General features: G+C 65.5%; 17 protein-coding genes. 10 read left to right on the plus strand and 7 right to left on the minus strand.

Features of this window, described 5'->3' with window-relative positions; all coding sequences use genetic code 11:
- From GX414_11575 to GX414_11605, 7 genes are all read left to right on the plus strand, one after another.
- On the plus strand, positions 1 to 1,466 hold a 1,466-nt coding region (locus GX414_11575), incomplete at its 5' end, for an AMIN domain-containing protein (protein NLI47734.1).
- Positions 1,456 to 2,562: a hypothetical protein gene (locus GX414_11580; GenBank protein ID NLI47735.1), complete on the plus strand. Its 1,107-nt coding sequence runs from the start codon at positions 1,456 to 1,458 to the stop codon at positions 2,560 to 2,562. The genes GX414_11575 and GX414_11580, both read left to right, overlap by 11 nt.
- A 13-nt stretch (positions 2,563 to 2,575) precedes the next feature.
- On the plus strand, positions 2,576 to 3,526 hold the full coding sequence (locus GX414_11585) for a DUF362 domain-containing protein (GenBank protein NLI47736.1): 951 nt from the start codon (positions 2,576 to 2,578) through the stop codon (positions 3,524 to 3,526).
- On the plus strand, positions 3,527 to 5,197 hold the full coding sequence (locus tag GX414_11590; protein ID NLI47737.1) for a 4Fe-4S binding protein: 1,671 nt from the start codon (positions 3,527 to 3,529) through the stop codon (positions 5,195 to 5,197).
- A 68-nt stretch (positions 5,198 to 5,265) separates the two neighbouring features.
- Entirely contained in the window at positions 5,266 to 5,946 is a 681-nt protein-coding gene (locus tag GX414_11595; GenBank protein NLI47738.1) for a Crp/Fnr family transcriptional regulator, read from the plus strand.
- Complete coding sequence (locus GX414_11600; GenBank protein NLI47739.1) at positions 5,943 to 6,158, plus strand: hypothetical protein; 216 nt, start codon at positions 5,943 to 5,945, stop codon at positions 6,156 to 6,158. The genes GX414_11595 and GX414_11600 overlap by 4 nt, the downstream gene beginning before the upstream one ends.
- Position 6,159: 1 nt before the next feature.
- Positions 6,160 to 7,257, plus strand: a complete 1,098-nt coding sequence (locus GX414_11605) for a response regulator (protein ID NLI47740.1) — start codon at positions 6,160 to 6,162, stop codon at positions 7,255 to 7,257.
- A 62-nt stretch (positions 7,258 to 7,319) separates the two neighbouring features.
- On the opposite strand, the gene GX414_11610 is transcribed toward GX414_11605, so the two are convergent.
- Both GX414_11610 and GX414_11615 read right to left on the minus strand, forming a co-directional pair.
- Positions 7,320 to 7,934 (minus strand): PAS domain S-box protein, encoded by a 615-nt coding sequence (locus GX414_11610; protein ID NLI47741.1) that lies wholly within the window; start codon positions 7,932 to 7,934, stop codon positions 7,320 to 7,322.
- 42 nt (positions 7,935 to 7,976) lie between these two features.
- Positions 7,977 to 8,432: a GNAT family N-acetyltransferase gene (locus tag GX414_11615; GenBank protein ID NLI47742.1), complete on the minus strand. Its 456-nt coding sequence runs from the start codon at positions 8,430 to 8,432 to the stop codon at positions 7,977 to 7,979.
- 300 nt (positions 8,433 to 8,732) lie between these two features.
- On the opposite strand from GX414_11615, the gene GX414_11620 reads away from it, so the two are divergent.
- Complete coding sequence (locus tag GX414_11620) at positions 8,733 to 9,986, plus strand: adenosylhomocysteinase (GenBank protein NLI47743.1); 1,254 nt, start codon at positions 8,733 to 8,735, stop codon at positions 9,984 to 9,986.
- A gap of 80 nt (positions 9,987 to 10,066) precedes the next feature.
- On the opposite strand, the gene GX414_11625 is transcribed toward GX414_11620, so the two are convergent.
- The 5 genes from GX414_11625 to GX414_11645 form a co-directional block, all read right to left on the minus strand.
- Positions 10,067 to 11,515, minus strand: coding sequence for a PDZ domain-containing protein (locus GX414_11625; GenBank protein NLI47744.1), 1,449 nt, complete (start codon positions 11,513 to 11,515; stop codon positions 10,067 to 10,069).
- Position 11,516: 1 nt separating this feature from the next.
- Complete coding sequence (locus GX414_11630) at positions 11,517 to 12,077, minus strand: hypothetical protein (GenBank protein ID NLI47745.1); 561 nt, start codon at positions 12,075 to 12,077, stop codon at positions 11,517 to 11,519.
- Positions 12,077 to 12,700 carry a sigma-70 family RNA polymerase sigma factor gene (locus tag GX414_11635; GenBank protein NLI47746.1) on the minus strand — a complete coding sequence of 208 codons (624 nt, stop codon included), beginning with the start codon at positions 12,698 to 12,700 and terminating at the stop codon, positions 12,077 to 12,079. The genes GX414_11630 and GX414_11635 overlap by 1 nt, the downstream gene beginning before the upstream one ends.
- Positions 12,701 to 12,845: 145 nt before the next feature.
- On the minus strand, positions 12,846 to 13,676 hold the full coding sequence (locus GX414_11640; protein ID NLI47747.1) for a hypothetical protein: 831 nt from the start codon (positions 13,674 to 13,676) through the stop codon (positions 12,846 to 12,848).
- Between the two features lie 9 nt (positions 13,677 to 13,685).
- A complete protein-coding gene (locus GX414_11645; GenBank protein NLI47748.1) occupies positions 13,686 to 14,720 on the minus strand; it encodes a glycosyltransferase family 4 protein in 1,035 nt (344 codons plus the stop codon).
- A 268-nt stretch (positions 14,721 to 14,988) separates the two neighbouring features.
- Here GX414_11645 and GX414_11650 point away from each other — a divergent pair, with 268 nt between their 5' ends.
- On the plus strand, positions 14,989 to 15,447 hold the full coding sequence (locus GX414_11650) for a hypothetical protein (GenBank protein ID NLI47749.1): 459 nt from the start codon (positions 14,989 to 14,991) through the stop codon (positions 15,445 to 15,447).
- Positions 15,448 to 15,464: 17 nt separating this feature from the next.
- On the plus strand, positions 15,465 to 16,589 hold the full coding sequence (locus GX414_11655; GenBank protein NLI47750.1) for a prepilin-type N-terminal cleavage/methylation domain-containing protein: 1,125 nt from the start codon (positions 15,465 to 15,467) through the stop codon (positions 16,587 to 16,589).
- Positions 16,590 to 16,607 lie beyond the last annotated feature (18 nt).

Below are 16,607 nucleotides of genomic sequence, written 5' to 3' on the forward strand. Positions count from 1 at the left end.
CGCCGGGCGCCATCGTGGCCCAGATCACCGAGATCCGCTTCTGGTCGACCCTCGATTACACCCGCGTTGTCATCGACCTGGATCGGGATGTCCCCTTCACCCACAACGAAGTGGACCACCCCTACCGGATCTACCTGGATTTCAGCCGGACGATCCTGTCCGCTGCGGTCAAGGGGAAGAATTTCGCCGTGGGTGACTCCTACCTGGACCGCATTCGCGTGGGGCAATACCAGCTCGATGTGGCCCGGGTGGTTCTCGATTTCAAGCAGAAGGGCGCGCTGACGGTGTTCACCCTCTATGATCCATTCCGGGTGGTGGTGGATATCCGCGATCTGGGCAAGGGGCAGAGCCTCGACGAGCGCAAGCGCCGCCTGGCGAGACTGTACAGGGAAAGCCAGGACCAGGCGAAGTCAGACGACAAGCCCAGGGAACAGTCGGCTGACAAATCCGTGACGGCGCCATCTGCCGGCAAGCCGTCCGCAACCCCCGCACCGGCCGGTGCAACGACCGCGACTTCGCCCGATCCCAAAACCCCGGCGAAACCGGCTTCGCCCGCGGCGAAACCGGCGGCGCAACCGCCGGCACCGGCGGGCGCTTCCGCCGACAAGCCGGCGGCGGAGCGTCCGAAACCGGCCGGGAGCGGCACCCTGCCTCAGCCGTCGGCCGGCGAGCCGGGTTCGGCCGGACCGCTTCCGCCGCCCAAACCGAATCTGGACGGCCGGCGATCGCTGACCCGCATCCTGGGCATGAAGGTGGGCAAGATCGTCATCGATCCCGGTCACGGCGGCAAGGACACCGGCTCCATCGGCTATGGCGGCATCCGGGAAAAGGACGTCACGCTGGCCATCGCCAAAAAACTGAAAGCCGAGCTGGAGAGCCGTCTGAACATCGAAGTATTGCTCACCCGCGAGACGGACGTCTTCATGCCGCTGGAGCAGCGGACCGCCATGGCCAGCGTGGAGAACGCCGACCTGTTCATCTCGCTGCACGCCAACGCGAGCAACGACAGCAAAGCGGCCGGCATCGAGACGTTCTACCTCGGTCTCACCCGCGACTCCCGCACCCAGTTGCTGGCTGCGGTGGAAAACGCCAGCGCGCAGCAGAACCTGAGCCAGCTCGAGGACGTGATCAAGAAGATCACCATGTACGAGAAGGTGAACGAGTCGCGGGATTTCGCCACAAAGGTCCATCGCAAGATGATCGGCGCCGTGCGCAAACTGGAACCGTCCGTGCGGGACCGCGGCGTTAAAAAAGCGCCTTTTGTCGTGCTGATTGGAACCGACATCCCCGCCATCCTGCTGGAAATCGGCTTCATTTCCAACAAGCGGGAGGCGCAGATCATCTCGCAGACGGACAGTCAGAGCCGCGTGGCCCAGTCCATCTCCCTGGGCATTGAGGACTACCTGGCTAGCCTGGGAACGCTGGCCCGAGCGCGGGCGGCCGCCGGGACCGACCATGTGCGCTGATCACCGCCGCCCCCGGGCCGCCTGGGCCGTGTTCGTGTTGCTGCTGGCCGCCGGACGCGTGCCCGGGCAGGTGATCGAACTGGGCGCGCCGTGCCCGGCGACCGAGGAAGCGATGTCGCCGCCCCTCAAGCCCGACGAGGCGCGTGCGCTGGCAACGTTGCCGGACTGTCGGCCGAGCAGTTACCGGCGTTCTTTCGACGGGCAGGTCATCCGGATCGACATCTTCCGTTTCGACCAACCGGAAGCGGCGTTCAGCCTGTTCACCTTCATGCAGCGCCCGGGAGCCAAACCGATGTCCGACCTCGTCGGCTGCTACCTTCAGGAACAGGAAATGGTGGTGTGGCGGGGGCGGACGGTGCTGCGCACCGTCTTTGAACAGGTGGCCCGGGCGCACCTGTCCGAATACTACGAGTGGCTTTCAGAGCAGTTTCAGAGCCAGGAACCGGTGCCCGATCTGTACCTGAAACTGCCGGTCGAAGGATTGGACCGGCCCTCTCGCCGGTACCTGATCCGGGATAGCCAGTTACCGCTGCTGACGGAGGCGCCGGCGGGTACGGCGGCCGAGGTGGGACTGAACCGGGGCAATCGCCTGGCAGTCGCCCGGTACCGCGGCGCGGCCGGGGTCACCTGGTCCGGCTGGCTGTCGCCGGTTTCGGCGGATGACGCTGCGCAATTGCTGACGCGCTTTGAGTCCGCGGACACCATGCCCCGTTTGAAGCGCATGGGCGAGCGCCTCGCGTTTTACCTGGGCCCGGCGGATCCGGACTCCGTCACGGCGGCGTTCGCCCGGCTGGAGGAGGCCGCGCGCCATCCCGAAGCCTCGGGGGAGATCGATCTCACCCGGTTCTTCCGCCGGGACAACTACAGCTATGCCGATCTGGTCCTGGCCGCGCTGCGGTTCGTCGGCCTGATTCTCCTGCTGGCGCTGGGTGCCGGAGCGCTGGTGTATGGAGCGGTCATCGGGTCCCGGCGAATTCGCCGGCGGCCCGACGGCCTGGCCGCCGAAAACGTCGTGCGGCTGCATCTCGACGGCGTGACCGGGTCGCAGGATCACATCCCGATTTCCGGTCCCGCCTCCCCATCACCGGAATCATGACAAGGAGGTCGCCATGTCCAACCGTCCGTTCACCACGCCCTGGACTCGCCGGGAAGTTTTGGAGGACTTGCTTGTTCCGGCCGCGGCGGGTATCGCCCTGGCAGGCCTGGCCGGGTGCGGCGGCAGCGGGGAGCTGAGCGCCGACAAGCGCGTCGGGGCGCCGGCGCACGATCTGGTGGTGGTCCGTAACGGTGAGCCGGAGGCGCTGGTGCGCGAGGCCGTGGCGGCGCTGGGCGGCATGAAGCGGTTCGTCGCCCGGGGCGACCGTGTGGTGCTCAAACCGAACATCGGGTTCAACCGCGTGCCGGAGCAGGCGGCCAACACCAACCCGGATGTGGTCCGGGCGCTGGCTGTGGAGGTTCTCAACGCGGGGGCCAAGACGGTCAAAATCTTCGACCACAGCCTCTATGAGGCCCGCCATTGCTACGCGCGCAGCGGCATCTCCAGGGCCGTCCATGACCTGGGGGTGGAGCTGGAGTTTGTCGACGAGCGCAAATTCGTGGAGATGACGCTCGGCGGCGAGTGGTTGAAAAAGTGGCCCATCTACCGCGACGTGCTGGAGGCGGACAAGGTGATCAACGTGCCCGTCGCCAAGCAGCACAGCACCGCGCGGCTCAGCCTCGGGTTCAAGAACCTGATGGGCGTGATCGGCGGTCGGCGTGAAGCGTTTCATCAGAACATCCACACCGCGCTGGCGGACCTGGGCGGCTTCGTGCGTCCCACCCTGACGATCCTCGACGCCTACCGCATCCTGGTGCGCAACGGTCCGCAGGGGGGCTCCCTCGCCGACGCCGTCCTCTCCCGGACCTTGGTCGCCGGCGTGGACATGGTCGCCGTCGACGCGTTCGGCTGCAGTCTGTTCGACATCGAACCCGCCCAGATGGGCTTCATCGTCGAAGCCAGCCGGCGCGGCATCGGGCGCATGGACCTGGTCGGCCTCAAGACCCGAACCGTGGAGCTGTAGATGAACCGCGCGACACGCCTTTTCCGCCTGGTGAATTTTCGCCGGTTCAGCCAGATCGTCTGCTTCGTGCTGTTCCTGTTCTTGTTCTTCCGGATGGAATTTCCGCCGGTTGGACCGGCGGGCGAGCTGGAGGCCTTCCGCATCCAGGCACCAGTGGGACTGTTCTTTTACCTCGATCCGCTCCTCGCGGTGACGACATGGATCGCCTCCCGGGAGTTCCTGCCGGTCCTGCTCTGGTCCCTGATCACCGTCCTGTCGGCCATCCTGCTCAACCGGGCATTCTGCGGCTGGATTTGTCCGTTCGGCACCCTGCAGCAGCTGTTCGCCGCCGGTAAAACTGCCCGCCGGCGGGCAGTGCGGAGCGGGCGCTGGCGCTGGAACCCGAGGCGCAACCTGAAGTACCTGGTCCTCGCGTTCTTCCTAGCCGGGAGCCTGTTGGGTCTGCAGCAGGTGGGCTGGCTCGATCCGTTTTCGTTTCTGACGCGGTCCTTGGCCGTCTGGGTGCATCCGGCGCTGGGGTTGGGTCTGGACGGGGTGGTTCGCGTGCTGGATTGGATCGGGTGGATGGCGGCCGCCGACACCCTGATCGCCGGACTGCGGGGCGTGGTCGTCCCCTTCGACAGCCGCTTCTTCCTGCATGCGTTCTGCATCGGACTCACCTTCGGGGTCGTGCTGGCGCTCAACCGCTTCGAAACCCGTTTCTGGTGCCGCTACCTCTGCCCGCTGGGTGCTTGGCTGGGGGTGTGTGCGGCGCGGGCCCCATTGACCCTCCACAAGCACGCGGACCGCTGCACCCGGTGCAACCGGTGCCTGCAGGGGTGCCAGGGCGGCGACCAGCCGATCCCTGGGGAACCCTGGATCTCATCCGAGTGCCACCTGTGCGCCAACTGCGTCGACGTGTGTCCCGAGGACGCGCTGGAGTTTCGGTTCCGCTTCGCGCGTCCGGTGCCGGCGGAGCGCCGGCCGCTGGCCGACCTCAGCCGCCGGGCTGTGCTGGGCGCGGCCGTGGGCGGATTCGTGCTGGCGCCTCTCCAGGCCATCGGGGCGGAGAACGCAGAGCAGGACCGGAAGGTCTTCAAGGCGAGCGACAAGCTCATCCGCCCGCCGGGCGCCCGGGCCGAGGACGATTTCCTGAGCCGGTGCGTGCGGTGCGGCGCGTGCATGAAGGTGTGTCCGACGAACGCGTTACACCCGGCGGCGTTCGAAGGCGGCGTGGGCGCCCTGTGGACGCCCATCGTGGTGCCCAAGATCGGCTATTGCGACGACCGCTGCACGCTGTGCGGTCAGGTGTGTCCCACCGAGGCCATCCGACCGACCACGCTGGATGATCGGCTCGGCCGGAACGGCCGGACGCCGGTCCGCCTGGGCCTGGCGTATGTGGACCGGAACCGATGCCTGCCGTGGGCCCAGGCCAAGCCGTGCATCGTGTGCGAGGAGGTCTGCCCCACCATCCAGGGGCAGAAGGCAATCAAACTGGTCCGGGACCGGGTCCAGGCGCCGGACGGCCGGTGGGCCGACGTCCAGAAACCGGTCATCGATGCGGCCTTTTGCATCGGCTGCGGGATCTGCGAGAACAAGTGCCCCATCGCCGACCGGGCCGCGATTCTGGTCACTTGCGTGGGCGAGAGCAGCTCGGTGGCCAACCAGATCTCGCTGCCCGGCGGTCAATAGCTGTTGCAGATCCGCGGCATTCAGGGTACTATTGAAACAAATGATCCTTGGGTGGTCGAGCGGGTGCCGTGACCAGCATCGATTTTTTCAAACGCATCCCCCTGTTTCACAATCTGACTGCGGCCGAGCTTCAGAATCTCCAGCCCATCTTTCAGGAGCGCGAGTACAAGAAAAACCAGGTCATTTTCATCGAGGAAGAGACCGGCCAGTACATGTACATCGTCAAGTACGGCGAGGTAAAGGTGCTCCAAACCACGCCGGACGGCCGAGAGAACATCCTCGCGATCCACGGGCCCGGCGACACGTTCGGCGAGCTCTCTCTCCTGGACAATGAAACCACCCCGGCCACGGTGGTGGCGATGGAAGACTGCAAGATCATCTCGATCTCCAAGCAGCATTTCGAGGCCGTGCTGATGAAGAACGCCCAGGTGGTGGAATCGCTGCTGACCATCTTGTGTCGGAAACTGCGGGATTCCTGGAAGACCATCCAGATTCTGAAATTCAACGACGCCGAAACCCGTCTCAAGCATGTCCTGATGAGCCTAGCCCGCGTGGACGGTCAGTGGGAGGAAGATGAGGTGCTGATCTCGACGAAGATCACCCACCAGGACCTGGCGGAGATTGCCGGCACTTCTCGTGAGACCATCAGCCGGATCATCTCCAAGCTGCAGGCTCAGAAGATGCTGAGAATCCGAGCCCACAAATTCGTCCTGGTGGGCCACGACCGCTGGAAAAACGTGCAACCATGAGCGGCGCGCCTCCCGACTACCCGGAACGGCTCCGGCGGCTACGACATGACCTGAACACCCCCCTGACCACGATCCGGGGGCAGATCGATTTGTTACTGCTCCAGGAAAAGCAGCTGTCGCCGGGAGCCCGCCGGCGGATCGAACGGATCCTTATCAGTTGCGAGGAGATCGTACGGCTGCTCAACGACAACTGCCACGAGCCGGAGGATTGACATGCACGCGTCCATCCTGGTTGTCGAAGACGAGCCGAGCGTACGTGAGATTCTGACCTGGCGGCTCATGGAGGAAGGGTACAACTGCCAACCGGCGCCCAACGCCCAAAATGCGCTGGATTTTTTTCAACACGGCCAGCGGTTCGACCTGATGATGAGCGACATCCGGATGCCGGGCATGAGTGGCATCGACCTGCTGAAGAAGGTCCGCGCCCTGGACCCCGACTTGGCGGTGATCATGGTGACCGCGGTGTCCGACATGAGCATCGCCATCGAAACGCTCAAGATGGGCGCCTCCGATTACATCACCAAGCCATTCAATCTCGACGAGGTGTGCATCGCCGTCGAGCGGGCCCTGGAGAAGCGCAGCCTGATCCTGAAGAACCGGGAGTATCAGCTGTTCCTGGAAGACAAGGTCGAGGAGCAGACCGTCCAAATCAAGAACCTGTACCTGGACGCGATCAAGTCGCTGGTCTCGGCGCTGGAAGCCAAGGACAAGTACACTGAGGGCCATTCCCGCCGGGTCACCCGGTACGCCGTGGAAATCGCTCGGATCATGGGCATTTCCCGCGAGCAGATTCAGAAGGTGTATCTCGCCGGCCTGCTGCACGACATCGGCAAGATCGGGGTCAAGGAAAGCGTCCTCAACAAGCCCACCTCGCTCGACGCCGAGGAATTCTCGCACATCTACTATCACCCGGCCATCAGCGCCAAGATCCTGTCGCCGATTCTGCGCGACACCGACATCCTGGGCTACGTCAAACACCACCATGAGTACTGGGACGGCAACGGCCGACCGGACGGGCTCAACGGCGAGGCGATCCCCATCGGCGCCCGCATCCTGTCGGTGGCCGACGCCTTCGACGCCATCACGTCCGACCGCCCGTACCGGACCGCCCGCCCGGTCTCCTATGCCGTCGAGGAGATCCAGAAGTGTTCCGGCACCCAGTTCGACCCGGTCATCGTGGCGGCCTTCCTGAAATTCGTTGAGACCTTCTTTCCGGGGGTCGAGTATCTGCGGCCGGTGGTGGAGCGGGTGTTTCCCGACCTGCAGGCGGCCACCCCCAACATGGACGACATCCTCCAGAAACAGCCATAACCGTCCCCGCCAGGCCCGGCCGAAAGATTATGTCCGACGCGCGCGATCGTCCGGAGCCGTTGTCAAGGGTGTGACGGGAAGTAGCGGTGGCGGCACTCCGGGCAGAGGCCGTGGGTGAAATCCATGTTGGACCGGCCGGCCAGGAAGCTTTCGATCTCCTGCCACGTGTGATCGGGCAGGCGGATCTTCTTGCAGCCGGCGCAGATGGGAATGAGGCCCTCCAGTTTGCGGATGCGCTCCTCCATCTGTTTCTGCAGCGAAATGTCCCGGATGCTGCCGATCACGGCCACCTGGGTGCCCAGGTGGTTGATCACCGGCCATGTCCGCATGGCGGCCCAGACCGTGAGGCTGTCGGACCGACGCAGCCGGAGCTGGAGCTCCGTGTCGGCTGAGCCCGCTGCCGCCGCCTGCCAGAACGCATCGAAGGCCGGCCGGTGCTCGGTGTCCACCAGCTCGGCGAGCAGTCCGGGGTTTTCGTAGAATGCCGACGGCTGATGTCCGGTCAGAGTGACGGCCGCCGGGCTGACATACTGGAAGCAACGGTCGAGAAGGTGGAAACGGATGATGAGGTCTTGGTCGCAGGAAAGGATCTCGCGGAAATTGCGGTTCTCGGAGCGCAGCTTCCGGTTTTCCTCCAGCAGCTTGTCGATTTCGAAGGAGAGGTAACGGTTATCCACCCGGGCGCCTCCGGCACTGGAGAGAATATTGACAGCGTCCGGCTAACGGGTTGAACTCTCGGGCAGGGATTTGACATACAGGATGCCGTCGACACCCTTGCCGTAATAATCTTTCAGAACACGGGTATTTTGGTAGTCGAGGGCCTCGTAAATCGTCCGGGCGCGGCGGTTGTTCTTCCGGACCTCCAGTTGCAGCTGCCGGCACCGCTTGGCCAGCGCCCGCGTCTCCGCCCAGGCCATGAGTTCGCGGCCGAAGCCGCGGCCCTGGTGTTCCGGAACCACAGCGACCGAGATCACATGGCACGCGTCCAGCTCGGCGGGGAAGAGCAGAACCAGCGAGCCGATGGGTGTTTCGCCGGCCAGAGACAGGAACACCTCGCAGTCGGGGCGCAGCAGAAAGCCGGTGTAGAGGGCTTCGCTGAACTGGTCCCGGAGGAAGCAGCGGTGCTCGATGTCCATGAGCACCGGCAGGTTGTCGATTGCCGCCGGCCGAATCATGAGACCACCGCCCGGCGGGACGCCCGGCGCGGCAGATCGCGGCGCGGCATCCAGCCTGCTGATGGAGATCCAATGCGTAAACGGTGTTGTGGCGAAGACTCGTCCATGTCTGCTGCTTCCTTATTATATGCACGGCGCGGAAAAATTCAAGCGGGACGGCTGGCCCGACGGCCGGCCGCCGGTTTTCATGTACAATCGGCCGCCCCTGCATTACAATGAGCGGTCCGTTCTCCGGATGCGGCTCCCGGGTCGCCGGGCCACCCGAACGGGACCAACGACACTCCAGCTACGAGGTGAATTGTGGATTACAAGATCAAGGACATCGCCCTCGCCGAGCAAGGCGCACTCAAGGTCCGCTGGGCCGAGTCCCGGATGCCGGTGATGATGGCTCTGCGGGAGCGGTTCGCCAAAGAACAGCCACTCAAGGGGATGCGGATCGCCGGCTGCCTGCATGTGACCAAGGAGACCGCAGTGCTGGTAAAAACGCTGAAGGCGGCGGGCGCCCGGGTGGCCTGGTCGGGCTGCAACCCGCTCTCCACGCAGGACGACATCGCCGCCGCGCTCGTCGCCGATGGCATCTCTGTCTACGCCTGGCACGGGATGAACGTCGAGGAGTTTTACTGGTGCATCGACAAGACCCTGGAGATCAAGCCCACCCTGACGCTGGACGACGGCGCCGACTTGATTTTCACCGTGCACAACCGCCATCCGGAGCTGGCGGCCGCCATTATCGGAGGCACCGAGGAGACCACCACCGGCGTCCACCGGTTGCGGGCAATGGGCGCTCACGGCAAGCTGATGTATCCGGTGGTCGCCGTCAACGATGCTGAGACCAAGTGGGATTTTGACAACGTCTACGGCACCGGGCAGTCGTCCCTGGACGGGATCTTGCGCGCCACCAACGTCCTCCTGGCCGGGAAGCACTTCGTGGTCGCCGGCTACGGCCACTGCGGCCGGGGCTGTGCCGTCCGGGCCAAGGGGATGGGCGCCCGGGTGATCGCCACCGAGGTGAAGGCCACTGCGGCCCTCAAGGCGGTGCTGGACGGCTGTCGGGTGATGACCATGGACGAGGCGGCGGCGGTAGGCGATATCTTCATCACCGCCACCGGCGTCAAGGACGTGATTATTGGACGCCATTTCGAGCGGATGAAGGACGGCGCCATCGTCTGCAACACCGGCCACTACGACGTGGAGGTCAACCTGAACGACCTGGCCGGCTTGGCCAAGTCCGTGCGGGAGATCCGGCCCAACAACGAGGAATACACGCTGCCGGATGGACGGCGGATCTACGTCCTGGCCAAAGGCCGGCTGGTCAACCTGGCCGCGGCGGAAGGCCATCCGTCCGAGGTCATGGACATGAGCTTCGCCAACCAGTTCATGAGCATGCTGTTCCTGGCCCGGCACGGGAAGGGGCTTGAGAAGAAGGTTCATGACATTCCGGAGACGCAGGACCAAGAGATCGCGACGCTGAAGCTGGCGACGATGGGCGTGTCCATCGACACCCTGACTGAGGAGCAGATTCGGTACGTTGACGATTACTCCGCCGGCACATGATGCGTCGGTGAGTGGGCGGCGGTTCCCGCCTCCGCACGGTCATGACGATGCCGAAGGCCCCCGCTGAACCGGGGGCTTTGTCATTTCACGGTGACCCGGGTGGTCCGGATTTCCCCCTGCCGGAAGTAGCGGACGGTGATCTGCCGGCCGGACTGAAGGTTGCGCAGGAGCTTTGGGATTGCGGCCATGTCGGTCACCGGTTGTTCCTGGATATTCAGCAGCACGTCGCCGGCCTGGAGCCCGGCGACGGCGGCCGGATATCCGGGCAGAACCGCCGAGATCAGCACGCCGCCTTCGCCCGTCCAGCCCAACATCGAGCGCAGCTGCCGGGAGGCCGGGTGCATGAAGATGCCCATGGTCGGGACGGCGGCTGGCTCGGCGGCGGCCGCGGACCGCTGGCCGGCGGTGACCGTCGCCAGGTCGCGATGCCGGGGTTCCGGCAGCATCTTCAGGAGACGGTCGGTCTCCGTCCGGGCGACGACCTGCCGCCGTCCCAGCACCACGTCGCGGGTCAGCGTCTCGCCTTCACGGACGACCTCGAGCCGGACCTGGCTGTTCGGGGCGTGGCGGCGCAGCAGCATCACCGCCTGCTGCACCGACTCCACCGGCTGCGGGCCGATCCGGCCGACGCGATCGCCCGGCCGCAGGCCGGCGTTGGCCGCGGGCGACGCCGGCACGACGCTGCGGACGAACACCGCCGGCCGCGCGCGTCGGTCCGTGTTCTCGGCCGAGCCGAAGAAGACGCCCAGATAGCCCGAGAGCAGGTCGACCCGGTGCCGGGAGATGTAATCGACGCGGTTGCGAATGTCCGGAGCCGGCAGCCATTCCCAGCCGTCGGCTGGAACGTTGCCGGTTCGGAACGGATAACAGAACCCGTCGAAGTCGCCGTTCGACCGAAAGACCGGCGCCAGGATCGGGGGCGCGCCGGCCTGGACCAGCGGCGCCAGTGCCTGGCGGGAGAGCGCCCGGACCGGGATCAGCCGGAACGACCGGCCCGCGGGTACGCAGACCATCTTCCAGTCGGTGTCGGGCACCGGCGGCATGCGGATGCCCGACTGCCTGAGCGGCGCGTCGGTCGCGACCGGGGCGGCCGCCCCCGCGATGAGCAGCCCGATGCGTTCGTCGATGCCCAGCGTGTCCAGCTTGACCGGACGGTCGGGCAGCGACAGCACCTGGAACGTCGTCTCGGAGAGCATGGCCTGCGGCAGCAGCCACTGCAGACCCACCACCACGCTGTGCGCGTCGTCCCACACGACACCGGGCAGCAGGATTTCCTGCTGGATGGAGAGGGCGGCCGAGTTGTCCATCACCGAGCCGGGTAGGGTGACATACCTGGATGCTGAGGCTCCGGCTGCCGCTGCCGGCTCAAAGCCGGCGACGGTCATGGTGACACGCACCGGGACCACCGGCAGGATGACCGGTTCGGCGCCGGCGGCGGTGCCTCCGACCGCCAGAGCCAGCACGGCGGCCATGGCGCCAAACCAGCGGCGCCGGGAGGGGAGTGAGATGGGGGGTGCGGTGCGGCTCATATCAGTGACTCACCTCCATCAGGTAGGGGCCCTCCAGGGCAGACAGGTCCTGCACGGTGTACGAGGCGGGCATTTCCACAAGCACTTCCCGGCCGGTGGCCGGATCGCGGGTGACGAAGCGGATCTGGTCCTCGCCCGCCGCCGATCGGTCAGGCTCCACGGGGATGACCACCTCGAGCGGGACGGCTGCCGGTTGCTGCGCCAGCAGGCGGTTCGGCGCGTCAATCAGTTGGCGTGACTGGAAATACGTGCCGAGCCAGATTCCCAGCGCCAGCAGGACCGAGGCCGCCAGGGCCACACCCACGTGCCAGTGCAGGGCGGGCGGGCGGCTCCGCTCCCCGCGTTCCGCATCCAGACGGCTCCGGAGGCGATCCTCGAAATCGTCCGGCGCCGCGACGGGGGGGCAGGCGGCGGCGAGCCGCGCCAGCTGGCCCGCGTCCTGGAAGAACTGGCGGCAGGACAGGCAATCGCCCAGGTGCCGGCGCATTGCTTCAGAGTCCTGCGGATGCAGGGTGCCGGCGTCGTACTCGTCGTACATCCGGCGGTAACGTTCGCAGTTCATCACGCATGACCTCGCTGAAAATATCCCGTCAGCCGCTCCCGCAGGAATTCGCGCGACCGGAACAGGCGCGATTTCAACGTGCCCACCTTGATCCCGGTGATCTGGCTGATCTCCTCCAGGGGCAGTTGTTCCATCTCTTTAAGCACGAACAGCTGGCGGTGGTCCGCCGGCAGCTCCTGCAGGGCCGCCAGGATTGCCTGGGCCGCCTCCGACCGCAGCAGCGCCTGCTCGGGATCGGGCCGATGGGCCGCCTGGGGATCGTGCCGGGCGGCGTGGTCGTCGGGCAGCGACTCGATCTCGCGGGTGAACGGCTGGGTCTGGCGCCGCTTGCGTCGCCGTAGCTCGTCAAACGCCAGATTGGTGGCGATCTTGTAGATCCAGGTGGAGAACTTGAGCCGGTGGTCGTACCGGTCGATGTTGCGGAACAGCCGCACGAAAACCTCCTGGGCCAGTTCCGTCGCGCAGTCGTAGTCCCACACCAGCCGATAGACGTAGTTGACCATGAGCTGCTTGTAGCGGCGGACCAGCTCCATGTACGCGTCGCCTTCTCCGTTCCGCGCGAACAGCATGAGGGCGTTGTCGTCCAGTTGCGCCAGGCGGTCACAGGCGTTCGCTTGAATCATCTCGATCGTCGCTGACTGCATCATCGGCCTGCCGGAAGCCGCAACACATCCCTTCGCTCCGGTAATACGTCGGCCGCCCGGGCAGGTTCCGTAATCGTTTCAGTCCCCAGGCGCCGTCCGCGGCAGCGGGCGGCGCATCACATGGTCACCCGATCATCAGCGTATAGATGAAGTTCCAAAACGACAGGACGAAGTTGAAGAAAAGGAAATTCAGCGCCGCCAGCAGCATGGCGGATCGGCGGGAGAGCCGGAGGCCCGAATGCAACGCGTGGTACTGCACCACCATGAACCAGATGGGCCCCAGGAAGGGCACGGCGATAAACAGGAATGGCGTGTAGGAGTAGGCGAGCGGGCGGAAGGTGCGGTCGGCCGATGGCGTCGCGCGGCCGCGGGCGAGGAACATGCCCATGGTCAGCAGGCGGTGGCCGCCCATCACGATGGCTGCGGCGAGCAGGGGCGCCAGGAGCGACGAGAACTGGAAGAACGTGCTGTCGAGGTGGACGCGCTGCATCTCCTGAATGGTTCCCTGCAACCAGGCGGGAATCTCCGCCGACGCGTCCGGCTGCGCCAGCGAGCGCATGAGAAAATCGTAGGACATCGCCTGCAGTTGGAAATGGACCACCAGGCCGACGGAAGCCATCAGCAGGCCGTAGATGAAGGACCGGCTGTTTTCCGGATGATCCGGGAAACGGCCGTAGGCCTGGCGGCTGCGGAGCAGGAACAGCGAGACCGTTGCCAGCAGGCGGCCGAGCGCGCCGCCGCGGCCGGTCTCCCACGGGATAGCCACGGCGTCCGTCCGCTCCGGCTCCGGGGCCGGAGCGGCTGTGGGCGCGGCCGCGGCCGGGTCTTCGGCGGGGGAGCGGTCCGGATTGGCGGGATCGGGAATCCACACCCGGCCGCCGCAGTGCCGGCAGGTATGCCAACCGGGGTCGTCAACGACCAGGGCTTTTTCACAGCGGGGGCAGAGGGCGAGCATTGCGCACCCTCACCCGAGGATCCGCGCGTAGACGGCACGCATCTGCTCGGCCACCCGCGGCCACGCAAACTGTTCCGCCTGCAGCCGGGCCGCGCGGCCCATGGCCCGCAGCCGCGCCCGGTCGCCGGCCGCCGCGACCAACGCGTCGATGAGGTAGTCGGGGTCCTTGGGGGGAGCGATCACCGCGCCGGCCTCGGTCACGTAATCGCGGATGGATCCGGCAGCCGACGTGAAGACGGGCAGGCCGCATGCGCCGGCCTCGAGCACGGCGTTGTTGGCGGTGCAGTCGTTCAGGGGGAGCAACATGAGGTCGCAGCGCCGGTACAGCGCCCGAAGCTCCTCGTCGGCGATCCCGCTGTACATCCGCACGTGGGGTAGGCCCTGGTAAAATTCCTGACACCACGGGAAGGTCACGATGTGGTACCGGATGCGGGGCCGCCGCAACTGGCCGGTGATGGCGATCACGCGACGGATGGTCTCAACGTCCCGCAGCCACCAGCCGACGGTGACGCAGTGGAGCTCGTCGCTCTCGGACGGCGGCTCGCCGGGAGTGAAGTAGTCGGCGTCGATCCCGTGAGGCACGCGGTAGACGTTGTCCCGGCCGGTCAGCCCGCGGAAGTACTCTTCCTGGCTGCTCCCCACCACGACGATGGCGTCGGCGCGGGCGATCCGCGCGGTCTTCGGAATGGCGCGGGGCAGCACGTCCGGCGGCTGGTGGAAAGTGGCGACCACCCGGTTGCCGCGGCGCAGCGGCGCATGGCCCAGGAAGCGGAACTGGTTTTCGCCGTACAGGATGTGGAATACGGTGTTGGAGACGAGGTTGATGCGGACCAGCAGCTCGGCCTCGGTGCAGAAATACTCGAAGCTGTACCACTCCGGATCGATGGCGCCCACCCAGCGGAAGCGCGCGGGGTTGCGCGCGTACAGGAAATGGAAGATCCGGCCCGGCCGGTAGTGGGTGCAGTCCATGTGGCGGCTGAGCTGGTCATAGCCGGAGTGGGCGGAGTGGTGGTCGATGCGTTTCCAGATGTGGAGTATCTTCACGGCTCTGTCTGATGCTGCCGGTGTCGGTGCAACAAAGGGGGCATTGTAGCAGATGCGGCGCCCGATGCCAATGGCTCTCCTGGTGGTGGGATGCGACGGGGCCGAGGGTGTCAATGAGATTGTAACAAATTGTTACATTTTAATTTGACGCCATGCTGGTAAAAATTGTAATATACTTGTGATCAATCAGATAATTGCGCGCGTGCTTCGGCACGTTTCTTGCTAATTATCTGATTTCAATCGAGCGCCTTTATCTGCGAGGTGAAAGATGTTTTCAGGCAAGCGACTGCGGCTCAACCGGCGGGGCGCCACGCTGATCACCGCGCTGGTGGCCCTGGTGGTCATGGCCCTGGGGGTCCTGGGCGTGATCCAGGTGTTCCTGCGGTCCATGAAGAACAACAGCGCCGCGGGGGGCGTGAGCGGCCTCATGTACCTGGGCGAGGTGGTGATGGAGCGGGTGATGCTGCTGCCCGACAACTCCGCGCTGCTGGACGGCAGCGGGTCGATCACGAGCACCGACCTCAACATGGTCGCCGACTACGTGTATGACACCAACAAGTACGACTTCACCTGCACCACCAGCACCTCCGACGTGCCGGCGGGAACCGACCAACTGGTCAAGGTGACGGTGGAGGTCAGGTACACCGAAGACTATGCGAAACTGCTCGGGCTTGACGATGAGTCCGAGCAGGTTGTTCGGATGGTCCTCTACCGGTACCACGACTGACGGCAAGGAGAACGGCCATGAGACCCACATCGAACCGACGGCCAAACCGGCGCGGGTTTTCGCTGCTCGAGGCCATGATCACCCTGGTGATCATGCTGGTCATCATCGGTGGCGCCACCGCGCTCTTCTTCGAGAACCAGAACGCTACCACCGCCCACGTGGCGCTGGCGGAGCTGCGCACCAACATGCGCTTCGCCCTGGACACAATGGCCTCCGACCTGCGGGTGGTGGGTGCCTACACCAAGTGGGCGCCGCTGCAAGTTCTCCGGGGCGCTTACCAGTTCAACATTGTGGAGTGCACCAACAGCCAGTGGCAGCCGTTCGTCACCGGCCTGCAGCTGGGCCACTACGCCGGCTACGATGCCACCATCCCCGACCGGATCCGCGTGGTGGAGCCCGACATCATCAACGACGCCCAGCTCCGCGACGAGTACAATCCCCCCAGCTCCCAGTTCAAGGCGGTGAAGATCAACGGCGAGCCCTTCCAGGAGGGCGACCTGCTCCTCATCACCAACGCCCCCGTGGTGGACAACCCGTGGGATCCCGGCGCCCAGATCTTCGCCGACCTGTTCGTGCCCACCACCATCCAGGGCCCGCAGTCGGGCAATCCTTTCACCGAAGTGACCTTCAACGCCGGCGCGAACGATCCTTACGGCGTAAACGATCCGCAGGGCTTCCCGCAGTCGTATCCGCCGGGGTCCACCATCATGCGCATTCGTATCTGGGAATATTACATCGACACCAACATCCCCGACGTGCCGCGGCTCATGCGGCTGGAAGCACGGCCCAACGCCGTGCCCGAAGAAGTGTCGCGGTATGTGGAGGATCTCCAGGTGGCCATGGGCATCGACGCCGACGACGACAACAACATCACCGGCGCCGAATGGATCACCACGAATTTCCAGAACATCACCAACGCTCAGCTGCAGCACCTGCGGGCCATGCGCCTCACTCTCATCGGCCGGACCTTCGCCATGCCGGAGGTTATGGCCGGGGCGCGCACCGGCACCCAGGACATCTACTACCGGCGGCCGGGGATCGAGGACCGCTCCGCCGGCACCGTCCAGTCGATCCCGCAGTTCCGCGAGGTGTACACGCAGGTGGTCATGTTCCGGAACCTCCGGCCGGAGCCGGAGGAATGACGACGGCGCGCGCCACAG

It is taken from the genome of Acidobacteriota bacterium, from assembly GCA_012517875.1.
Lineage (GTDB): Bacteria > Acidobacteriota > JAAYUB01 > JAAYUB01 > JAAYUB01 > JAAYUB01.